At 67.7% G+C, this 21436-nt stretch carries 16 protein-coding genes; 6 read left to right on the forward strand and 10 right to left on the reverse strand.

From position 1 onward, the window contains the following. Positions 1–79: 79 nt before the first annotated feature. The gene (locus tag ACG3SL_RS18000; protein WP_448662539.1) at positions 80–781 is read right to left on the reverse strand and encodes a helix-turn-helix transcriptional regulator; all 702 of its coding nucleotides are present in this window, start codon (positions 779–781) and stop codon (positions 80–82) included. 286 nt (positions 782–1067) lie between these two features. After that, the gene (locus ACG3SL_RS18005; RefSeq protein WP_448662540.1) at positions 1068–1724 is read right to left on the reverse strand and encodes a glycosyltransferase; all 657 of its coding nucleotides are present in this window, start codon (positions 1722–1724) and stop codon (positions 1068–1070) included. Positions 1725–1906: 182 nt separating this feature from the next. Here ACG3SL_RS18005 and ACG3SL_RS18010 point away from each other — a divergent pair, with 182 nt between their 5' ends. Further along, the gene (locus tag ACG3SL_RS18010) at positions 1907–7666 is read left to right on the forward strand and encodes an alpha-2-macroglobulin family protein (RefSeq protein WP_448662541.1); all 5760 of its coding nucleotides are present in this window, start codon (positions 1907–1909) and stop codon (positions 7664–7666) included. Between the two features lie 155 nt (positions 7667–7821). After that, positions 7822–9918, forward strand: coding sequence for a penicillin-binding protein 1C (gene pbpC / locus ACG3SL_RS18015; RefSeq protein WP_448665164.1), 2097 nt, complete (start codon positions 7822–7824; stop codon positions 9916–9918). A gap of 164 nt (positions 9919–10082) precedes the next feature. Here pbpC and ACG3SL_RS18020 read toward each other — a convergent pair whose 3' ends face one another. Together ACG3SL_RS18020 and ACG3SL_RS18025 are read right to left on the reverse strand one after the other, a co-directional pair. After that, on the reverse strand, positions 10083–10604 hold the full coding sequence (locus tag ACG3SL_RS18020) for an RcnB family protein (RefSeq protein ID WP_448662542.1): 522 nt from the start codon (positions 10602–10604) through the stop codon (positions 10083–10085). 112 nt (positions 10605–10716) lie between these two features. Beyond that, the gene (locus tag ACG3SL_RS18025) at positions 10717–11196 is read right to left on the reverse strand and encodes an outer membrane protein assembly factor BamE (RefSeq protein ID WP_448662543.1); all 480 of its coding nucleotides are present in this window, start codon (positions 11194–11196) and stop codon (positions 10717–10719) included. A gap of 118 nt (positions 11197–11314) precedes the next feature. Here ACG3SL_RS18025 and ACG3SL_RS18030 point away from each other — a divergent pair, with 118 nt between their 5' ends. Together ACG3SL_RS18030 and ACG3SL_RS18035 are read left to right on the forward strand one after the other, a co-directional pair. Further along, on the forward strand, positions 11315–11827 hold the full coding sequence (locus ACG3SL_RS18030) for a ubiquinol-cytochrome C chaperone family protein (RefSeq protein WP_448662544.1): 513 nt from the start codon (positions 11315–11317) through the stop codon (positions 11825–11827). Then, positions 11824–12351, forward strand: a complete 528-nt coding sequence (locus ACG3SL_RS18035) for a YceD family protein (protein WP_448662545.1) — start codon at positions 11824–11826, stop codon at positions 12349–12351. Before ACG3SL_RS18030 ends, ACG3SL_RS18035 begins: the two co-directional genes overlap by 4 nt. Before the next feature lie 36 nt (positions 12352–12387). On the opposite strand, the gene ACG3SL_RS18040 is transcribed toward ACG3SL_RS18035, so the two are convergent. Together ACG3SL_RS18040 and ACG3SL_RS18045 are read right to left on the reverse strand one after the other, a co-directional pair. Next, a complete protein-coding gene (locus tag ACG3SL_RS18040) occupies positions 12388–12663 on the reverse strand; it encodes a hypothetical protein (RefSeq protein ID WP_448662546.1) in 276 nt (91 codons plus the stop codon). Positions 12664–12745: 82 nt separating this feature from the next. Further along, on the reverse strand, positions 12746–13396 hold the full coding sequence (locus tag ACG3SL_RS18045) for a TetR/AcrR family transcriptional regulator (protein WP_448662547.1): 651 nt from the start codon (positions 13394–13396) through the stop codon (positions 12746–12748). Positions 13397–13514: 118 nt separating this feature from the next. Between ACG3SL_RS18045 and ACG3SL_RS18050 the strand changes: the two genes are divergently transcribed. Beyond that, a complete protein-coding gene (locus tag ACG3SL_RS18050) occupies positions 13515–15854 on the forward strand; it encodes a TonB-dependent receptor (RefSeq protein ID WP_448662548.1) in 2340 nt (779 codons plus the stop codon). Between the two features lie 277 nt (positions 15855–16131). Continuing rightward, the gene (locus ACG3SL_RS18055) at positions 16132–17400 is read left to right on the forward strand and encodes a spinster family MFS transporter (RefSeq protein ID WP_448662549.1); all 1269 of its coding nucleotides are present in this window, start codon (positions 16132–16134) and stop codon (positions 17398–17400) included. Between the two features lie 122 nt (positions 17401–17522). Here the strand turns inward: ACG3SL_RS18055 and ACG3SL_RS18060 are convergent, their stop codons facing one another. Genes ACG3SL_RS18060 through ACG3SL_RS18075 form a run of 4 tightly spaced genes read right to left on the reverse strand, consistent with a single transcriptional unit; the run spans position 17523 to position 21337 of the window. After that, on the reverse strand, positions 17523–19094 hold the full coding sequence (locus ACG3SL_RS18060; protein ID WP_448662550.1) for a peptide chain release factor 3: 1572 nt from the start codon (positions 19092–19094) through the stop codon (positions 17523–17525). 16 nt (positions 19095–19110) lie between these two features. Next, positions 19111–19974, reverse strand: a complete 864-nt coding sequence (locus tag ACG3SL_RS18065) for an aldose 1-epimerase family protein (protein WP_448662551.1) — start codon at positions 19972–19974, stop codon at positions 19111–19113. Next, positions 19971–20570 (reverse strand): cytochrome b, encoded by a 600-nt coding sequence (locus ACG3SL_RS18070; RefSeq protein WP_448662552.1) that lies wholly within the window; start codon positions 20568–20570, stop codon positions 19971–19973. The genes ACG3SL_RS18065 and ACG3SL_RS18070 overlap by 4 nt, the downstream gene beginning before the upstream one ends. A gap of 23 nt (positions 20571–20593) precedes the next feature. Further along, a complete protein-coding gene (locus ACG3SL_RS18075) occupies positions 20594–21337 on the reverse strand; it encodes an SDR family NAD(P)-dependent oxidoreductase (protein WP_448662553.1) in 744 nt (247 codons plus the stop codon). Positions 21338–21436: the final 99 nt, after the last annotated feature.

Below are 21436 nucleotides of genomic sequence, written 5' to 3' on the forward strand. Positions count from 1 at the left end.
TCCTCCCTCGAACAGGTTGTCGAGGTTGAGCATCGGCGTCCCGGCGTGTGCGCGATATCCCCAGAAATGGGGATGGACGTCACCGCCTGAGTATGTCCGTGAAGCTGATCAGGCCGTCGAACAAAGCCCGCACGGCAAGCAGCGCACGCTTCTGCACACCATAGCGCTCGCGGGCATGTTTGAGGTGCTGGATCACTGTCTCGTGGCTGATGCCGAGGATGACGGCGATTTCCCAGTCTGTCTTCCCCCGTGCTGCCCACAAAACGCAATCCAGCTGGCGATCGGTCAGGATTGGAGCCTGGGCAAACGCCGCGCCCCGACGGTCGGTTACACGGCGCGCGGCCTCAAACGCGAAGCCTCCGATAAGCTGGCAGGGCAGTTGGAGCTCCGCCGGAAATGCGCGCCCAACCTCGACTGCGAATGAGCAGGAGCCGAGCGTCTCGCCGGGCACATGGGCTGGTACCGTATAACCGTCCCCGATGCCCGCTCTCGCTGCGTGCTCCAGGACCAGATGGTCTTCCGGGGTCAGCGCGATGATTCCTGGCACGCTGGTCCAGGCGAAGCCCATGCTCACGCGCTGGCTGGCGCGGTGGATCGGGTCCGAGCGTCCAAGGCCGCGCGCATCGAACCATTCCTCCCAGTATTCGGGATAGTTGTGCAGTCGAATGCCCGCATTCGCTTCGCGTCGGAAATCAACATGATGGGTCAGCGCGAAATAGGGCACGCGCATCGTCGTGCAGGTATATGCTATCGCTTCCATCAGCTCGGCGACGCTGATCACGGATCGCGCCACCTCCGCGAATTTGCTTGCGGTATCGAACCCGACCATACCCGTCCGGACCGATCCACCGTCGCGGCCCACAATCCGCTACCGGCGACCTCCAATAGGGCTGCTGGCCGCGCCCCTTCTCACGAGAGGCCGTCAGAGCATTGGTGCACTGCCAGTGAACGTCAAAATCAAGACAAGTCAAGTGTTTGAATAATTTACCTACAGTTAGGTAGGCTGTTGGCGCCAACGACAGGCAACGTCTCTCGCGATCAGGCCCAATGCTGATGTTAGGCAAATGTTATGCTAATGCCCAGTTAGCTTCCGCGAATTCGTCGCAATAATGGCCGGCGATGAAGCGCGATCGGGGATGCGGCAGCGGCAGCACCGGCAGCTGGACTGCGTCGTAATGGCCGATCCAGCGGGCATAGAGCGCGATTTCGTGCGGGTGGACGACGTCCTCGGCATCGTGGAGCACCACGGCGCGCGTGGTGAATCCTTCGGCAGCCTCGTCGCGCAGCAGCGCGCGCCACAGCGCGTTGAGGCAATCGGCCTTGGTCGTGGGGCCGGGATGGTCGTTGATGACCAGCCGCACGCGCGCATCCGCGCACGCCACCCGCGCGACTTCGCCGATCGTGGCAGCATCGTTGGGATAGGTGCCGACATAGAGGGCATAATTGTCATGCGCGAACCGGGCGAGCGCGGCGCGGAGCATGCGGCTGATCACGGCGGATTCGTCCCATGCGGGCACGAACAGGATGATGCGCCCCGCCGGCACAGGCCCGTGCATCGCCGGATGCTCCGCCGCCGATCCCCGGTGCTGGGCCAGCAGCCCCGCGATGCGCCGTCCCAGATAGACCAGGTCGACCAGCAGATCGTCGAGCCCGCCGACGAGAAAGCACAGCGCGGCGAACAGCGTCGCCTCGCGCGCAATCGCATCTATTGCAGACGTCAGCATCCCCCTGGCCGCACCGAAATTCCCCCGATTCGGATGCATGTATAGGCCGTTGTTATTGCACCCCGTTCAGGTTGAGTCAGCGGCGCGGCGGCAATATCACTCCGATTCGGAGCAAGTGCATTCGCTGCTGGACACCTCGGGGTCCGCAGCTAGGGTGTCGCCGCCTAAGGGATGAGGGTGCCATGAAGCTCGCGACGAAACTGGGAATTCTGGCACTGGCGCTCGCGCCGCTCGGCGCCATCGCGGCGATGGGCGACAACAGCCCCCAGGTCGAAATGGCAACGCCCGGCATGGGCGACGGCGCGATCGAGCGCTTCACTGCGCGCTTCAACCAGCAGATGGTGCCGCTAGGCGATCCGCGCGCGGCGGGGCCGTTCGACGTCGAATGCCCGGTCGGCGGCGAGGGGCGCTGGGTCGACCAGCAGACTTATGTCCACGAATTCGCCAATCCGCTGCCCGGCGGAGTCACCTGCACCTTCACGCTCAAGCCCAAGCTCAAGACGCTGGCGGGCTATGCCGTCACCGGCCAGACCAAGTTCACGGTGGACAGCGGCGGCCCGATCGCGCGCGCTGTGCTGCCGAGCCGCTATGGCCGCGAGATCGAGGAGGACCAGACGTTCCTGGTCGCCGCCAATCTCGCGCCCGATCGCGCATCGGTCGGCGCCAACGCCTATTGCGCGGTGGACGGCATCGGCGAGAAGATTCCCGTGGACGTGCTTCCCGCCGAGACCGCGGGCAAACTGATCGCCGATCTTGGCACCGATCGCTGGGAAATGCGGAGCTTCCTGGAGGAAGCGGGGCTGCCCGAGGCGCTGCCCGCCGATGCCGCCGCGCGGACCAAGGCGACCGCCAGCATCGTCGCGCTCAAATGCCGCCGCCCGCTGCCCCCCGGCCGCGACATGGCGCTGGTATGGGGCAAGGACATCAAGAGCGCGTCGGGCCGCATCGCCGGCGCCGACCAGCGTTATGACTTCACCGTGCGCAAGCCGTTCACCGCGCGCTTCGAATGCTCGCGCGTCAATCCGCAGGCCGGGTGCAGCCCGGTGGAAGACGCCTGGGTCCGCTTCTCCGCGCCGATCCCCCGCGAACAGGCCGAGGCGATCCGCATCCAGCTGCCCGACGGCAAGGCGCTGAGCCCGCTGCTCAGCGACGAGGACAAGCGCCGCGCGACGCTGGGCGACGTCAAGTTCAAGGCACCGCTGCCCGCCGCCGTCACCGCCAAGCTGGTGCTGCCGGCCAAGGTGACCGACGAGAGCGGCCGGGCGCTGTCCAATGCCGAGCGCTTCCCGCTCGACGTCAAGTTCGACGAAGCGCCCCCGCTGCTCAAGTTCGCCGCCAACTTCGGCATACTGGAAGCCAAGGAAGGCGGCGTGCTGCCGGTCAGCGTCCGCAATGTCGAGGCCAACCTGACCGCGCGGCAAATGAGCGTGCAGGGCCAGAGCCTGAAGGTCGAGGGCGGCGACGGCGAGATCGCCAAATGGCTCCGCGCGCTCGATGATGCCGCCAGCACCAAGATCGATACCGTCAAGCGCGGCGAGGAAGAAGTCCGGATCAACCAGACGGGTGCCAAGCCGCTGCTGACTCCCGCCTCGGGCAAGCCGCTCCAGGTCGGGCTGCCGGGCAAGGGCAAGGAATTCGAAGTCGTCGGCGTGCCGCTCAAGACGCCCGGATTCTACATCGTCGAATTCGCCAGCCCCAAGCTGGGCCAGGCACTGCTGGGCCGCGCGGCGCCGCGCTATGTCGCGGCGGGGGCGCTGGTCACGAATATGAGCGTCCATTTCAAATGGGGCCGCGAATCCTCGCTGGTATGGGTGACCTCGCTCGACACCGGCCAGGGCGTGGCAGGGGCTGCGGTGCAGGTCACCGACAGCTGCACCGGCCAGCTGCTGGCCAAGGGCACGACCGATGCCTCGGGCCGGCTGGGCGTGCCGCCGGGACTGCCCGAGCCCGAAACCTATACCAATTGCGAAGGCAGCAGCGCGTCGCCGCTGATGGTGTCGGCGCGCAAGGGCGACGATTTCAGCTTTACCCTGACACAGTGGGGCGAGGGTATCCGCCCCTATGATTTCGACCTGCCCTATGGCTATTCCAAGCCCGAGCAGATCTTCCACACCGTGTTCGACCGCGCGCTGCTGCGCCAGGGCGAGACGGTGCACATGAAGCATATCGTGCGCCAGCCGATCGCCTCGGGCTTCGGCACGTCGCCCGCCTTCACCGGCACGCTGCGCCTGTCGCATCGCGGATCGGACACCAAATACGAACTGCCGCTGACGATCGACGCCAATGGCGTGGGCGAGACCGAATGGACCGCGCCACAGGGCGCCAAGATGGGCGATTACGACATCCAGGTCGTCTATACCCGCGATGGCGAGGAAAAGACGCTGTGGACGAGCCAGTCGTTCAAGGTCGACGAATACAAGCTGCCGACGATGAAGGCGAGCGTGGCGGGCCCCAAGGACGCGGCGATCCGCCCGCGCACGCTGCCGCTCGACCTGTTCGTCGGCTATCTCTCCGGCGGCGGCGCATCGAACCTGCCGGTCGAGCTGCGCGTCGGCTATTTCGCCGATTTCCCGACGCCTGCGGGCTATGAGGGGTACAGCTTCGGCGGGCGCGCGCTCAGCGAAGGCGTCAAGCCGCTCAACGGCAGCGACGAGACCGACGAGCAGACCACCCCGCTGCCCCCCACCCAGACGCTGCCGATCACGCTCGGCGCCGACGGGACGCAGCGCGCGGCGATCGACGTGCCCCAGACGCTCGACCAGCCGACCACGATGCGCGTCGAAATGGACTATCAGGATGCCAATGGCGAAATCCTGACCGCGTCGCACAGCATCCCGCTCTACACCTCCGCCGTGCAGCTGGGGATCAAGACCGACGGCTGGCTGATGAAGCAGGACGATCTGCGCCTGCGCTTCGTCGCGCTCGACACCTCGGGCAAGCCGATGGCCAACCAGAAGGTCTCGGTCGAGCTGTACAGCCGCGAGATCCTGACCGCGCGGCGGCGGCTGATCGGCGGCTTCTATGCCTATGACAACCAGATGCGCACCAAGAAGCTGGGCGCGACCTGTTCGGCGACCACCGACGCACAGGGGCTGGCGACGTGCCAGCTCGACCCCGGCGTGTCGGGCGAAGTCTATGCCGTCGCGACGACAGAGGATGCCAATGGCAATGTCGCGCGCGCGACGCGATCGGTGTGGCTGGTCGGCGACGAGGATTGGTGGTTCGGCGGCGACAATGGCGACCGGATGGACCTGATCCCCGAGCAGACCGAATACAAGGCGGGCGACACCGCGAAGTTCCAGGTTCGCATGCCCTTCCGCGAGGCGACCGCGCTGGTCACCGTCGAGCGCGAAGGCGTGCTGTCGAGCTTCGTCGTCGGCCTGTCGGGCAAGGACCCGGTGATCGAAGTGCCGATGCCGGGCGACTATGCCCCCGATGTCTATGTCTCGGTCATGGCGGTGCGCGGCCGCGTGGCGGGCTGGTCCAACTGGGGATCGAGCCTGGCGCGCGACTGGGGCCTGCCCTTCTTCTCGAAGGACGGCGGCGAGCCGACCGCGACGGTCGATCTCGCCAAGCCGGCCTATCGCCTGGGCATCGCCAAGGTGAAGGTCGGGTGGGAAGGCCACCGGCTGGGCGTGACGGTCAAGGCCGAGAAGCCGAGCTACGCCGCACGCGACATCGCCAATGTCGATGTGCAGGTCCGCAACCCCGATGGCAGCCCGGCAAAGACCGCCGACGTCGCCTTTGCCGCCGTGGACGAAGCACTGCTCCAGCTCGCGCCCAACGACAGCTGGGACGTGCTGAGCGCGATGATGGGCGATCGGCCCCTGTCAGTGCTCACCTCGACCGCGCAGACCCAGGTGGTCGGCAAGCGGCATTACGGCAAGAAGGCCGTCGAGGCCGGCGGCGGCGGGGGTGGCGGCGACCTGTCGGCGCTCAACCGCGAGAATTTCCAGCCGGTGCTGCTGTGGAAGGGCACGCTGCCGCTCGACGCGCAGGGCCGCGCCCGCGTGCCGGTGCCGCTGTCCGACGCGCTCACCTCGTTCAAGCTGGTCGCCATCGCCACCAACGGCGCGCAGCTGTTCGGCACCGGCGAGGCAAGCGTGCGGACCGCGCAGGATCTGAGCATCTATGCCGGCGTGCCTACGCTGGTGCGCACCGGCGACACGTTCGGGGCGATGTTCACGCTGCGCAACGGATCGGACAAGCCGATGCGGGTTACGGCGGAAGTCGCGCTCACCCCCGCCATCGCGCGCGGCAAGCCGCTGACGGTCGATATCCCAGCGGGCGGCGCCAAGCCGATCACCTGGAACCTCACCGCCCCTCCGCGTGAGGGCAAGCTGAGCTGGACCGTCACCGCCAAATCGGCGGACGGCAAGGCTGTGGACCGCATCACCGTGGCGCAGGACGTGATCCCCGCCGTGCCGGTAGAAACCTGGGCCGCGACGCTGGCGCGGGTAGGCACGGGCTTCTCGATCGCCCCCCCGGCGGGCGCGCTACCCGGATTCGGCATGGTCGACGTGACGCTGGCCGACACGCTCGCCCCGCCGCTGCAGGGGGTGCGCGATTACATGGCGGCCTATCCCTATGGCTGCCTAGAACAGCGCACGTCGAAGGCGATCGCGCTGGGTGACATTGCCGCGTGGAACCTGATCGCGGGCGAACTGCCCGCCTATCAGGACGGCGACGGGCTGATGCGCTACTTCCCCGGCGAATGGGCGGGATCGGAGGCGCTGACCGCGTATCTGCTGTCGATCACTGCCGAGGCCGGGCTGCCGCTGCCCGAGGCGCCGCGTGCGAAGATGATCGACGCGATGAAGGCCGTGCTCGACGGTCGCCTGCGCCGCGAGGATTATGGCGACGTCCGGCTCCAGCGGATCGCCGCCTTTGCGGCGCTCGCACGGCAGGGCGCAGCCACGCCGGCGATGCTGGGCCAGATCGGCATCGCGCCGAACGAAATGCCCACTGCGTCGCTGGCCGACTATATCGCCGCGCTGGGCAAGGTCCCCGGCCTGGCAAACGGCGCCGCACTGCGCACCGCCGCCGAACAGGTACTCAAGACCCGGCTGGTCTATGAAGGCACGCGCATCGACCTGAGCGACAAAGGCAGCTCGGCCTGGTGGCTGATGTCGTCGGATGACGAGGCGGCGATCAAGGCCGTGCTCGCCACGCTTGGCCGCCCCGGCTTCCAGGGCGAAACCCCCAAGATGATGGTCGGCGTCGCGATGCGGCAGCAGCGCGGCCATTGGGATACCACCACCGCCAATGCCTGGGGCACGATCGCGGCGCGCAAGTTCAATGCGCTCTACCCGGCAGAGGCCATTGCCGGGGTGACCACCGCGTCGCTGGGCGGCACCAGCGTCAGCCGCAGCTGGCCGCTGGCCGAGCCGCAGCGGACCTTCAGCCTGCCGCTGCCCGCACAGACCACGCCGCTGGTGCTCAACCAGGCCGGCGGCGCCGCGCCCTGGGCGTTCGTCCGGGTCAAGGCGGCGGTGCCGCTCACTCAGCCGCTGATGGCGGGGTACAAGATGACCAAGCAGGTCAGCGTGGTGCAGGCGATGACGCCCGGCCGCCTGACACGCGGCGACGTCATCAAGGTGACGATCACGGTCGAGGCGAGTGCCGAACGCAACTGGGTCGTCGTCGAGGACCCCGTGCCCGCCGGCGCCAGCGTGATCGGCAATCTGGGCGGCCAGTCGCAGATGCTGGCGGAACAGGCCGATGCCGGCGAGGGCGTCTCGCCCAGCTGGATCGAGCGCGGGCGCGATTCGTGGCGCGCCTATTTCCACTGGGTGCCGCGCGGCAGCTTCACGGTGTCGTACGTGATGCGGCTGAACGCATCGGGCCGGTTCAGCCTGCCCTCGACGCGGGTCGAGGCGATGTATTCGCCCGAAATCCGCGCGGCGCTGCCCAACCAGCCGGTGACCGTGGCCGAGCGGTGAGCAGGCGTCGGTTTCGCCTGCCGCCGCTGCCCGAGGGTGCGCGCCGGTGGATCGCGCGAGTCGACGGCTTCCCCCATGCGCTCGCCGCATGGGGAGGCCGCGAGCGCGCGGCGTTTCGCGCGCAGGGCTGGCGTGGCGTGCTCACCCCCGCGCGCATCGTCGCGGCGGGAGTCGGCACCCTCACGATCGGCTTTTCCGGCTTTTACTGGGCAACGCTGCCGCCCCCCCTGCCCGGTTATGCGGCGGTGCGCGCGAAATGGCAGCCTTCGGAAGCATGGCTGTATGACCGCAGCGGTCGGCTGATCGACAGCAGCCGGGTGGACTATCAGGCCCGCCGCCTCGCCTGGACTCGGCTGGACGACATCGCGCCCGTCGCCCGCGAAACGCTGGTCGCCGCCGAGGACCGGCGCTTTCGCAGCCATGGCGGTATCGACTGGCTGGCGATCGGCGCCGCCCTGCGCGACCGGGCCGAGGGCAAGCGCGCACGCGGCGCCTCTACCCTGTCGATGCAAGTCGCGGCCTATCTAGCGCCCGAGCTCGCGCGTCCGGGGCGGCGCACCCGCTGGGACAAGCTGCGCCAGATGCGCGCCGGCGCGGCGCTGGAGGCGACCTGGACCAAGGACCAGATTCTCGAGGCGTATCTCAACCTCGCCGGCTTTCGCGGCGAGGCGCAGGGGATCGGCGCCGCCGCGCTGGGGCTGTTCGGCAAGACGCCCGCCGCGCTCACCCGCGACGATGCCCTGCTGCTCGCAGCACTCCTCCCCAATCCGCGCGGGCAGGCCGCGGAAGTCGCGCGGCGCGCCTGTGCGCTGGCCCGGGAGAGCGATTGCAGCCGCTTCGCCGGCGCCGCCGCGTCGATGCTGGGCCCGGCCCGCAGCCTTGCACTCGATCCCGGCCTCGCCCCGCACCTCTCGGCGCGGTTGCTGACGCAGGCGGGCGCGAAGGTGACGACGACGCTCGACATGCGCATCCAGAGCGTGGCGATCGCCGCGCTGCGCCGCCAGCTCCAGGGGCTGGGCGGATCGCGCGCGCGTGACGGCGCAGTCGTGGTGGTGGATAACCAGAGCGGCGACGTGCTCGCCTATGTCGGCGGCATCGGCGGCGAATCGACTGCCCCCGCCGTCGACGGCGCCTCGGCCTATCGCCAGGCGGGATCGACGCTCAAGCCGTTCCTCTATGCCCAGGCGATCGAGAAGGGGTATCTGACCGCCGCGTCGATCCTCGACGATTCGCCGGTACAGCTCGACACCGCATCCGGCCTCTACGTCCCCCAGAATTACGACAAGGCGTTCAAGGGGCCGGTATCGGCGCGCATCGCGCTGGCGGGATCGCTCAACGTCCCGGCGGTACGCACGCTGCTGCTCACCGGAGTCGATGCGTTTCGCGACCGGCTGTGGGACACCGGGTATCGCGGGCTGGTCGAGGACGGCCAATATTATGGCTATTCGCTCGCGCTGGGCTCGGCCGAAGTCACGCTGATGGAACAGGTCGCGGCGTATCGCAGCCTGGCCCTTGGCGGGCGCTGGTCGCCGCTGCGGCTGGTCCAGGGCGACCCGCACGAACCGCCCCGCCGCACCACCAGCCCCGAGGCGGCGTGGATCGTCGCCGACATGCTGGCCGATCCCAATGCCCGCGTCGGCACCTTCGGCACCGATTCGGCGCTGCGCCTGCCCTTCTGGGCGGCAGTAAAGACCGGCACGTCCAAGGCGATGCGCGACAATTGGTGCATCGGCTTTTCCGACCGCTTCACCGTAGGCGTATGGGTCGGCAACCTCGAAGGCGATCCGATGCGCGCCGTCTCGGGCACCAGCGGCGCGGCGCCGGTGTGGCGCGACGTGATGGTGGCGCTGCACCAGCGCGGCGGCGGCACCGCCCCGCCGCGCCCGGCGGGGGTGGACGTGCGCACCGTCCGCTTCGCCGGCGGACTGGAACAGCCGCGCCAGGAATATTTCGTCCACGGCACCGCGCTAAGCCAGGTGGCGATGGCGCCCGCATCGGCGCGGCGCCCGCGCATCGTCAGCCCGGTCGGCGGCAGCGTCTATGCGCTCGACCCCGATATTCCGCGCGACAACCAGCGGCTGTCGATCGCGGTGTCGGGCGAAGTGCTGGGGCACCGGCTGTTGCTCGACAATCAGGATCTGGGGCCGGCGGACGGCCATCCGCTGGTGCTAGCACCGCGCGGGCGCCACCGGCTGCGCCTCGTCGATCTGGGCGGACGGATCGTGGACCAGACGGTCTTCACGATCCGCTGACCGCGCCGGGCAGTTTATCCACATAAATTTCGCCCCGGCAACGCGAGGTCACCGGAGCGAAATACACAGACAAACGTGTGCCGACTGGTCCTAACCCCTTTCGGGACCGTGCCTGCGGGCACCCGGTCGCGCCGCCGCTCAACCGGCGGCGCGACCGCAGTCCTTTACCAGTAGAAGGACGGGAGCACCCGGATCACGGTGCCACGGCGCGTATCGACCAGCAGCACGTCGTTATAGTGACGCACCCAGCTCTGGTAGCGGCCCGCGCGCGGCAGGCGGTAGCGCCACGGATCGGCGATCACATAGCGCGCGCCGTAATAGGGCGCACCGATGCGAACGCCGGGGCGGAAGCGGTTGTACGCGAACGGCGCACGCCAGTTGCCCCGCGCATACAGGCCACGATTGCCGTTGCGGTACGCACGCCAGTCGTCATTGCCCCAGGCGCGGTCGCGATCGCGCAGGTCTTCGCGATATTCCTGCCGCGCCTCGCGCACGTCGCGGCGCTGCTCGCGCACGTCGCGATACGTGCCGTGGCGCTGAGCCTCGCGCAGCTCACGCTGTTCGCGGCGAATGTCCTGGCGATCGCGGCGCAGCTCTGCCTGCGACTGCGCGCTGGCGGCGGTGGGAAGTGCCGCCGCCGGCATCGCGACGGCGGCGAGCAGGGCTGCGGTAAGGAACTTGTTCATGGCTGCCTCCAAAAAGACGGAAGCCGGCATTGGTTTCGCCGGCACCCCGCCCTTTTGGACGCATCAGGCTGAACGGGTCGGGAACGCCGCCGTCAGCCAATAGACAGGATGGTTACTGGCCGCCGGCGCCGCCGGGGGCACCGCCGCCGGTGCCGGGCGCACCCACCGTGCCGATATTGCCGAACAGGTCGGAGAAGAAGCTGCGCTTGTGGCCCAGCGTCGGCGTCGTCTTGCCATAGGGGTCGATCGACGCGATCATGTCGGCATTCATCCGATCAACCTTCACGACATTGCCCGCCGCGTCGAAGCGGATGCGCAGCGTGGTCTGGTCGGTTACTTTGGGGTTCTGATACGCGAGATTGCTCGCGTCGCGCGACACGTAATACCATTCGCCCTGGTTGAACTGGCTGGTCAGCGTCGGACGGCCCAGCGTGCCGAGCACCGAATCGCGATTGTCGATGCCGGGCTGGATCGCATCGACCAGTTCCTTGTCGACGACATAGCCCTGATGCGTCTTCACCGGCGCACAGGCGGCGGTCCCCAGGGCGGCGAGCAGCGCGGCACAACCAAGGGCGCGGACGGGAAAGGGCATCATAGTCTCCAGCAGAACGCAGCACGTGCGCGCATTGCATCGCGCGCCGTTCGCCTCAATATGCGGCAAAATGCGGCCAAACAAGGTCGCAGCCCCTCACCACGGGACAAGAAGACCTATGGGATTGCTCCAACGCCTCTTCCGGCGCCCCGATCGCGGCACGATTCCGGCACTATACGATGCCGTCGTCGCCCGCGGCCGCGCGCCGCACTGGTACGAAGACGGCGGCGTGCCCGACACGATCGACGGGCGATTCGATGCGATCGCCGCCGTGATGGTGCTGGTGCTGCTGCGGCTGGAGCAGGCGCCGGAGGGGATCGCCCCCAGCACCGCCCTGGCCGAATGCTTCATCGACGACATGGACAGCCAGCTGCGTGAGATCGGGATCGGCGACGTGCTGGTCGGCAAGCATATGGGCCGGATGATGGGGATGCTGGGCGGACGCCTCGGCGCCTATCGCACCGGGCTGGCCGAAGGGTCACTGGCGCCCGCGCTGATCCGCAATCTCTATCGTGGCCAGCCGCCGGCCGACGCCGCGCTCGCCCATGCCGAATCGGCGCTGCTCGCCTTTCGCGACGCGCTTCAGAAAACCCCCGTCGCGACGATCGTCGCGGGAGACCTGCCCGAATGAACCCCGAATTTTCCCGCCCCCAGCGCCTCGACCAGATCGGCGCGGGTGAAAACGAAATCCACATCACCGCCGACGCCGCCGAGCGCGACGCGCTGGCCGAGCGGTTCGGCTGGCAGGCGGTCGACGCGCTCGACTCGCGCCTCACGCTGCGCCGCGACGCCGTGAGCATCCTGGCGACCGGGCATTTGTCCGCCCGCGTGACGCAAACCTGCGTTGCGACCGGCGATCCGCTGCCGGTGGCGGTCGAGGAGGATTTTGCGATCCGCTTCCTCCCCGAACCCGACGAAGCCACGCCTGACGAGGATATCGAGCTGTCCGAGGATGCGTGCGACACCGTGTTCTACACCGGCAGCGCGATCGACCTGGGCGAAGCCGCCGCCGAGACGCTGGCGCTTTCGCTCGATCCGTTCCCGCGCGGCCCCAACGCCGCCACCGTGCTCAAACAGGCAGGCGTGCTGAGCGAGGACGAGGCCGGACCGCTCAGCCCATTCGCGGGGCTGAAGGACAAGCTGGCGGGGAAGTGACCGGGTCGGGCGCGCCGGGACGCGCGCCCTGGCCCGTCAGCCGATCTCGATGACTTCGGGCTTGTCGCTGGGCTCGACGAACCCGCGCAGGATCTTGAGCATCCCCTCGGTGCCGAACAGCTGGTAGAGCGTGAACAGCCCGCCCGCGAGCGCGCCGTCGAGCTGGAACGAGAAGCTCTCCAGCCGGCATTCGGTCATCTCGACGCCCGTGCCGGCATATTTGAGCACGGCGTTGCGGAAGGTACAGTTGCGGAAGCTGTTGCCGTCGAGCGTTACCGTCTCGCCTTCAAAAAGCTGGTCGACATAGTCCATCGGGGATCGGTTTCCTGATTGGTGCGCGGGCCACGCGTTGCCCGCCCCTCAATCCACGCAATCGCCGGCTTGTCCAGCGCCCTTAATCCGGTGCCAGTCCCCGTGCGAGCAGAGAGGCGACGACGCGCGACAATTCCTCGGGCGCGACGTCCTCGTCCCACACGCTGTAGCGCAGGCCGAGGAACACGTTCATCCCCATGATCGCCCAGGCGTGGATTTCGCCGACATCGTCGCGCACCTCGCCCCGCGCCGCCGCCGCCTGAAGCCGCGCCGCGATGCGTTCGGCGGTGGTGGCATAGTGCAGGCGAAAGCTCTCGGGATCGACGAATTCGGCTTCGTCGATGATGCGATAGATTTCCTTGTGGGTGCGCGTGAAGCGGATGAACGCGAGCAAGGCGGCCTGTTCGGCGGCGATCTGGTCGGGCGCGTCTTTCAGCGCAGGCGCGACATTTTCGCGCACCTGCTCCGACATGTCGCGCACCAGCGCGCGGAACACCGCGTCCTTCGAATCGAAATAGGTGTAGAAACTGCCCAGCGCGACGCCCGCACGGCGCGTGATCCCGCTGATCGATCCTTCATGGAATCCCTTTTCCCCGAATTCCTCGGCGGCGGCATCCAGGATCGCGCGCAGCGTGCGGCGGCCGCGCGCGGTGCGCGGCTCCTTGCCCGCGCTGGCGGCATCCCCTCCGGCAATCGCAGCTGCTGTGGCCGCCGTGCCACGCCCGCTCACCATTCGCATCTCTCCCTGACCGTTCCCAAGTTGAAACCCGGTTCATGTTTCAGTATAGCCTGACGCCAACGCATACAACCCGCCGCAAAGGACGGGCCGATTTCTGGGGAGGAACGCACTGATGTCTGCACTGATTCCGTCTGCTCGCTCGATATTGTTCGCCGGCGCCGCCTTTGCCGCGCTGGGCGCCGCGCCCGCCTTTGCACAGGAAACCCCCGCCGCCGAGCCGGGCGCCTATGAAGACACCGGCGAGATCGTCGTCACCGCCCGCCGCCGCGAGGAGCGCCTGCTCGACGTGCCGACCGCCGTCACTGCGCTGTCCGCCGCGACGCTGGAACAGAATGGCGCGCTCGACCTCACCGATATCCAGAACGTCACGCCGAACACCACGCTGAAGAGCGCGCGCGGTACCAATTCGACGCTCGCCGCCTTCATCCGCGGCGTGGGCCAGCAGGACCCCGTACCGGGGTTCGAGGCGGGCATCGGCATCTATCTGGACGATGTGTACCTCAATCGCCCGCAGGCGGCGGTGCTCGACATCTATGACGTCGAGCGGATCGAAGTGCTGCGCGGGCCGCAGGGCACGCTGTATGGCCGCAACACGATCGGCGGCGCAGTGAAATATGTCACCAAGCCGCTGGCCGACAGCCCGACCTTCGCGATTCGCGGGGCCTATGGCTCGTATGACCAGGCCGATGTGGTGGTCAGCGCCTCCACCCCGCTCGGCGCGGGGTTCAAGCTCGGCGTCGCGGGTGCGCGGCTGTCGCATGGCGGCTTTGGCGAGAACAAGACGCTCGGCATCGACAACTACAACAAGGACATCTGGGCTGCGCGCGGCACGCTGGAGTTCGAGACGCCCGATTCGGCGATGTCGATCCGGCTGACCGGCGACTATACCCATGACAAGTCGAACGCGCGCAACGGCCACCGGCTGTTCGCCGGGCTGCTCACCGGATCGCCCTCGCTGCCCAACGTGTACGACACCAATGCGGGCCTGCGGAATCCGGAGAACGATATCGAGGCGGGCGGCGTGTCGATGACCGTGAATGCCCAGCTTTCCGACCATTTCACGCTGCGCAGCATCAGCGCCTATCGCGAAGACACGTCCTACACGCCGATCGACTTCGATTCGACGCCCTCGGTCGATGTCGACGTGCCGGCGGTGTACAAGAACGACCAGACCAGCCAGGAATTCCAGCTGCTGTACAACAGCGACAAGCTGAACGGGCTGCTCGGCTATTATTATCTGGGCGCCAAGGCGACGACCGGGTTCGGCGTGCTGCTGTCCACCACGCTGGCGGGGCTCAACGCCTATACGGCGGGCGACGTGCGGACCGAGACGCATTCGATCTATGGCGACTTCACCTACGACATCACGCCGCAGTTCAGCCTGACCGTGGGTGGCCGCTACACCTGGGACCAGCGCCAGTCGCGCGTGTTCAAGGCGAACTATATCGGCCTGACCAGCGAGTTCGGCGGCACGCCGATCGCGTTCGGCACGCCTTCCACCGATTTCCGGGGCACCGCCAATTTCAAGCGCTTCACCCCGCGCGCCTCGCTCAGCTTCAAGCCCACCGAAAACCACATGCTCTATGCGTCCTATTCGGAAGGCTTCAAGGGCGGCGGGTTCGATCCGCGCGGATCGGGCACCTCGGCACCGATCAGCAATGCGTCGGCCGGGCGCACCTATCAGGACATCTACAACTATCTCTCGTTCGATCCCGAGACGGTGAAGAGCTATGAGATCGGCTGGAAGGGGTCGGCATTCGATCGCCGGCTGACCTGGGCGCTCGACGGCTTCTATTCCAACTACAGCGACGTCCAGATCCCCGGATCGGTCGGCTGCCTGGTCGGCGGCGTCCAGACCTTCTGCGGGATCACCACCAACGCGGCCAAGGCGGATATCAAGGGGGTCGAGCTGGAATCGACCGCCGTGCTGGCGCGCGGCTTTGCCGGGCCGGGATCGAACGTCACCTTCTCGGGCACGCTCGGCTATATCGACGCCAAGTATAAGCGCTTCATCGGGCCGACCGGCACCGACGTGTCCGATGTCCGCGTCTTCCAGAACACGCCCAAGTGGAACCTGTCGGGCACGCTCGGCACTGCGCTGCCGGTGGGCGGGGGCAATCTGTCGCTGTCGGGTGTCGCCAGCTATCGCAGCCTGACCCACCAGTTCGAGACGGCGAGCCCGTTCCTCGACCAGCCCGGCTACACGCTGTTCGATGCGCACGCCGTGTTCACCTTCGGCGAGGGCCGCTACTCGATCGGCGTCCATGGCAAGAACCTGACCGGCGAGACGTACAAGATCGGCGGGTATCAGTATATCGCCAGCACGGTCGCGGGCGTGCCGATCAAGACGCCCGCCGGCGGCTATACCCCGACGCTGGGCAAGGAAGGCATCGCCACTGCCTTCTACGGCAACCCGCGGCAGATCTTCGCGACCTTCGGGCTGAAATTCTGAGCGTCCGAACCTGCTCCCCCGCGAAAGCGGGGGCCCAAGACCACAGGCCGCGCCGCCCGTGGCCCTGGGCTCCTGCATTCGCAGGAGAACGGTTGCGCTCCGCTCCCGCGTGCGAGTTTGGGGTCGGGTGCGCCCCCCGCGCACCCTGGACAGCCCGGGGGGCTGTCCCCCACAAGCTGGGCGGGGGGAGGGCCTGACCTGGCAGAAGCGCCGCGCAAGCGCGGCCCCTCCCCTAACCCCTCCCGCGTGCGGGAGGGGAATAAGTTCAGGACCCCGTATGACCGACACCGCAGCACCCGCCGGGACCCCCGCCCCTACCGCCCCGCGCGGCATCGTCCTGGCGATGCTGTTGCTGGTCTATATCTTCAACTTCCTCGACCGGCAGATCCTCAGCATCCTTGCCCAGCCGGTGAAGGCGGACCTCGGCCTTGACGACGGCCAACTCGGGATGCTCGGCGGGCTCGCCTTTGCCGTGCTCTATTCGACGCTGGCGATCCCGCTGGCGCTGCTGGCGGACCGCACCAGCCGCAGCTGGGTCATCACCGTGTCGCTGGGCGTGTGGAGCGCATTCACCGCGCTGTGCGGCACGGCGCAGAGCTTCACCTCGATGTTCCTGTTTCGCCTCGGCGTCGGCGTCGGTGAAGCGGGCGGAGTCGCCCCCTCCTATGCGCTGATCGGCGATGCCTATCCGCCCGAACGGCGCGCACGGGCGCTGTCGATCTATTCGCTGGGCATCCCGCTCGGCTCTGCGGGTGGCGCACTGCTCGGCGGCACGATCGCGCAGACCGTGGAATGGCGCACGGCGTTCCTCGTCGTGGGGGTGCTGGGGCTGCTCGTCGCGATCCCGTTCAAGCTGATCGTCCGCGATCCGCCCCGCAAAGCCGCACCGCTGGGACAGGTTCCAATCTGGCACGTCTTCGCGATCCTCGCGGCCAAGCCGAGCTTCTGGCTGCTCGCCTTCGGCGCGGCGGCGGGGTCGATGTGCGGATACGGCGTCGCATTCTGGCTGCCGAGCATGGTGATGCGCAGCTTCGGGCTCAACCTGGGCGAGGTGGGCCAGTTCTTCGGCGCGCTGTTGCTCACGGGCGGAGTCGCGGGCATATTGCTGGGCGGCTGGCTGGGCGACCGGATGGGCGGGCGCGACAAGCGCTGGTACGCGCTGGCGCCGGCAATTTGCTATGTCGCGGGCACGCCGCTGTTCATCGCGGGTGTGCTGGCGGGCAGCTGGCAGGCGGCGTTCGCGCTGTTCCTGCTGCCCCAGGCGCTGGTCTATGTCTGGCTGGGGCCGGTGCTGACCGCCGTGCAGCATCTGGTGCCCGCGCATATGCGCGCGACCGCATCGGCCTGTTTCCTGCTCATCAACAACCTGATCGGGCTGGGGCTGGGCAGCTGGGTGGTGGGATCGCTCTCCAAGGCGCTGACCCCGGCGTACGGCCCCGCCGACGGCCTGCGCTATGCGATCGCGGCGGGGCTGTGCCTGTATCTGGTCGCCGGCGCGCTGATGGCACTGGCCAGCCGCAAGTTGGCGCAGGACTGGGTGGCGTAGGTAGTTCGCCGAATCGGCGATCCCCGCAATCGCGGAACACCCGGCGATCGCCTATCTCGGGTGGGTTCCGAGAGCTGTCGCTTTGTGGGGCAGCGGGCTGGCGGGCGCCAGTCGGCCCGCTTCTACCGCTCGCGCGTCGCCGCGAACTTCACCTTGGTATAGCGGTCGGCGATATAGCCGACTTCCCATGCCGATTTGGCCATGAACACCGGGTTGCCGTCGCGGTCCTTGGCCATGGCGCCGCGATTGAGGGCCATGAACTCCTGCAGGTCCTTCGGGTCCTCGCTCGATACCCAGCGCGCGGTCTCGAACGGCGCCATTTCCAGCCCCGCCGCGACCTTGTACTCCGCCTCCAGCCGGCTCAGCAGCACTTCGAGCTGGAGCTGCCCGACCACGCCGATGATCCAGTTCGATCCGATGTCCGGGTAGAACACCTGCGTCACGCCCTCTTCGGCCATGTCGTCCAGTGCCTTGCGCAGCTGCTTGGTCTTGGTCGGGTCCTTCAGCGCGACGCGGCGCAGGATTTCGGGAGCGAAATTGGGCAGCCCCGTGAAGCGCACGTCCGCGCGCTCGCTCAGCGTATCGCCCACGCGCAGTACGCCGTGGTTGGGGATGCCGATGATGTCGCCGGGATAGGCCTCGTCCGCCAGTTCGCGTTCGCGCGCGAAGAACAGGATCGGCGAATGAATCGCGATCGGCTTGCCATGGCCGGTCGGGATCAGCTTCATGCCGCGCTTGAACGTGCCCGAGCACAACCGCATGAACGCGATGCGATCGCGGTGGTTGGGGTCCATGTTCGCCTGGACCTTGAACACGAATCCGGTGACTTCGTCGCGGGCCGGGTCCACCGCCGCCGGTTCGGCAGGCTGGCTGCGCGGCGGAGGGGCGAACTGCGCAATCGCGTTGATGAGCGAATCGACGCCGAATTCCTTCAGCGCCGATCCGAAATAGACCGGCGTCTGGTCGCCGGCGCGATACGCCTCGGGATCGAAGGCCTCGTACCCGGCCATCGCCAGCTCGGCATCCTCGCGCAGTCTGGCCACGCCGTCGGCGGACAGGATTTCGTCGAGCTTGGCGTCATCAAGCCCCGTCGTCTCGACCATCTTGCCCTGGAACTCGCGGCTGCCGCCCTCGGGCAGCAACAGGCGGTTGGCGACCAGGTCGTAAATCCCCTCGAACTCGCCGCCCATGCCCACCGGCCACGTCATCGGCACGACGTCGAGCGCAAGCATGTCGGCGATTTCGTCCAGCGTCTCGAACACCGGGCGGCCTTCGCGGTCCACCTTGTTGACGAAGGTGATGATCGGCACGTTGCGCAGCCGGCACACTTCGAACAGTTTCCGGGTCTGCGGCTCGATACCCTTTGCGGCATCGATCACCATCACGGCGGAATCGACGGCGGTCAGCGTGCGATAGGTGTCCTCGCTGAAATCCTCGTGCCCCGGCGTATCGAGCAGGTTGAAGGTGATGCCTTCGCGCTCGAACGTCATCACGCTGGAGGTGACCGAGATGCCGCGCTGCTGCTCGATCTTCATCCAGTCCGACCGGGCACGCCGGGCGGCGCCGCGCGCCTTCACTTCGCCCGCCAGATGGATCGCGCCGCCGAACAGCAGCAGCTTTTCGGTGAGCGTGGTCTTGCCCGCGTCGGGATGCGAGATGATGGCGAAGGTGCGGCGGTCGGAAACGGAAGGCATGGCGCGCCCTAGCGGTTTACGCGCGCAACGTCACGTCCATGCTGAACGTCCGCGTCTCGCCGGGTTCCAGTCGGAGCATGCCGGGCTTGTCCCAGATTTCGCCAGTGAACCCGACCGGATCGGCATGGCCCTGCCACGGCTCGACACACACGAAGCGCGCGCCGGGTTTGGACCAGAGCGCAAGGCTGGGCATGTCGGGAAAGGCGAAGGCGAGCTGTGGCCCGTGCGCGGTGCCATAGGAGAGCGTGCGGCTGGCCGGCGCCTCCCACACCAGCGCATCCTCGGCGAACAGCGCGTCGTCGAGCCACAGCGTATCGCCCTCGACGGGCGAGGGCCGCGTGGGCGCGCCGATCAGCCCGCCCTGGATGGCGTTGAGCGCGCCGGGCTCGGGCGCGCCGAAGACGATGCGGTGGTCTTCCTTGGCCCCGCCATAGGGCAGCGGCCAGGCAAAGGCGGGGTGGAAGCCGAAGCTGGCGGGCATCGCCCTGTCACCGCTGTTGGTGACGGCGATCTCCATCCGCAGCGTCGCGCCCGACACGGCATAGCGCGCCTCCAGCACGAAGGCGAAGGGATAGGCCGCGCGCGTCTCCGCGTCGTCGGTCAGGCGGAAGGTCGCGCGATCCGCCGCCGCCGCGACTGTCTCGAACGCGCGTCGCCGCGCAAAGCCGTGCTGCGGCAGCGGGTATTCCACGCCGTCCAGCCGATAGCGGTCCCCCGCCAGCCGCCCGACGATGGGGAAAAGGAGCGGCGCCCGCCCGCTCCAAAAGGCGGGGTCGCCATCGGTCATCAGTTCGCGACCGTCGCGATCCTTCAGCGACGACAGCTCGGCGCCGAAGGGATTGATTGTGGCGGCCAGCTGGTCCGAAGCAATCGCGATCATCGCGCAGCGGGCGCCTTCAGCCACGGCGCCATGCGCACCAGCACGCGGTCGCGCACATGATGATGGTGGTACAGCGCCGCCAGCGCATGGCCGAGCGCCAGCAGCACGATGGCCCAGCCGATCTTCTCGTGCAGCTCGAACAATTCATGGACATCCTCGCGGGCCCAGGCCGCGAACGGCGGCTGGATCAGCAGGCCGAACGCGTTGAGCGGCTTGCCCTCTGCCCAGCGTCCGATCCAGCCGAGCGTCGCTTCGGCGATCAGCAGCACGTAAAGCAGCCAGTGCACGCCCCGCGCGGCGATCGTCTGCCATCCCGTGGTGAGCGGCCCGACGCGGTGCCCCGGCAGCAGCCGCCAGATCAGCCGCGCGACGATCACGAGCGTGAGCAGCGCGCCCAGCGACATGTGCGTGATGACCAGCGTGCGGTGCATCGGCCGGTCGAACCACTCCCAAGCCTGCGACGTGACGAACTGCGCGAGCACCAGCAGCGCAGTGATCCAATGGAGCGCGATCGACACCGAATCATACTGGGTCCGGTCGTCCCCGGCGAGAATGTCGGTCGCGGTGTCGATTGCCGATTCGGTCTCGCGCTTCATCGCAGCTCCTTTCAGGATTACGTTCAGCCCTCGCGATGCACCAGGAACGGCGACCATGCCTGATTCACGGGCATCAGTTCCAACACGTTGATGTTCAGATGTGGCGGCAGCGTGGCGACCCACAGCATCGTCTCGGCGATGTCCTCGCCCGTCATCGGGTTCACCCCGGCATAGACCTTGTCCGACACGTCCTGGCTGCCGGTGCGGACCAGCGTGAATTCGGTTTCGACCATGCCCGGCTCGATCGACGTCACCCGCACCCCCGTGCCGACCAGGTCGGAACGCAGGTTGAGGCTGAACTGATGGACGAACGATTTGGTCGCGCCATAGGTGTTGCCGCCCGGATAGGGATAGGTGCCGGCAACAGACGACAGATTGATGATCGCGCCCTTGCGCTCGATCAAGCGCGGCAAAAGCTTGTGCGTGATCGACACCAAGGCGGTGATGTTGGTGTCGATCATCGTCTTCCAGTTGGAAAGCGATGCCTGTTGCGCCGATTCCATGCCGAGCGCGAGGCCGGCATTGTTGATGAGCAAGTCGATCTGCGCAAAGTCCGCCGGCAGCGTGTCGAGCGCGGCATCGCGTGCCGCCTCGTCGCGCACGTCGAACACCAGCGGCAGGAAGCGTTCACCCAGTTCGGCCGCCAGCGCATCGAGCCGGTCGGCGCGGCGCCCGGTGCCGATCACATGCCAGCCCGCATCGACAAACGCCCGCGCCGCCGCTTCGCCGATGCCGGCGGTCGCGCCGGTGATGAGTGCCGTTGCCATGTGTCTTTGCTCCTGACCGGGACAAGGGATTCGGTTCGTGAGTCCGTCACCCCGAACTTGTTTCAGGGTCCAACGCGCCACGGGCGAATGCGGTGCTTT

The sequence above is a fragment of the Sphingomonas degradans genome, from assembly GCF_053502645.1.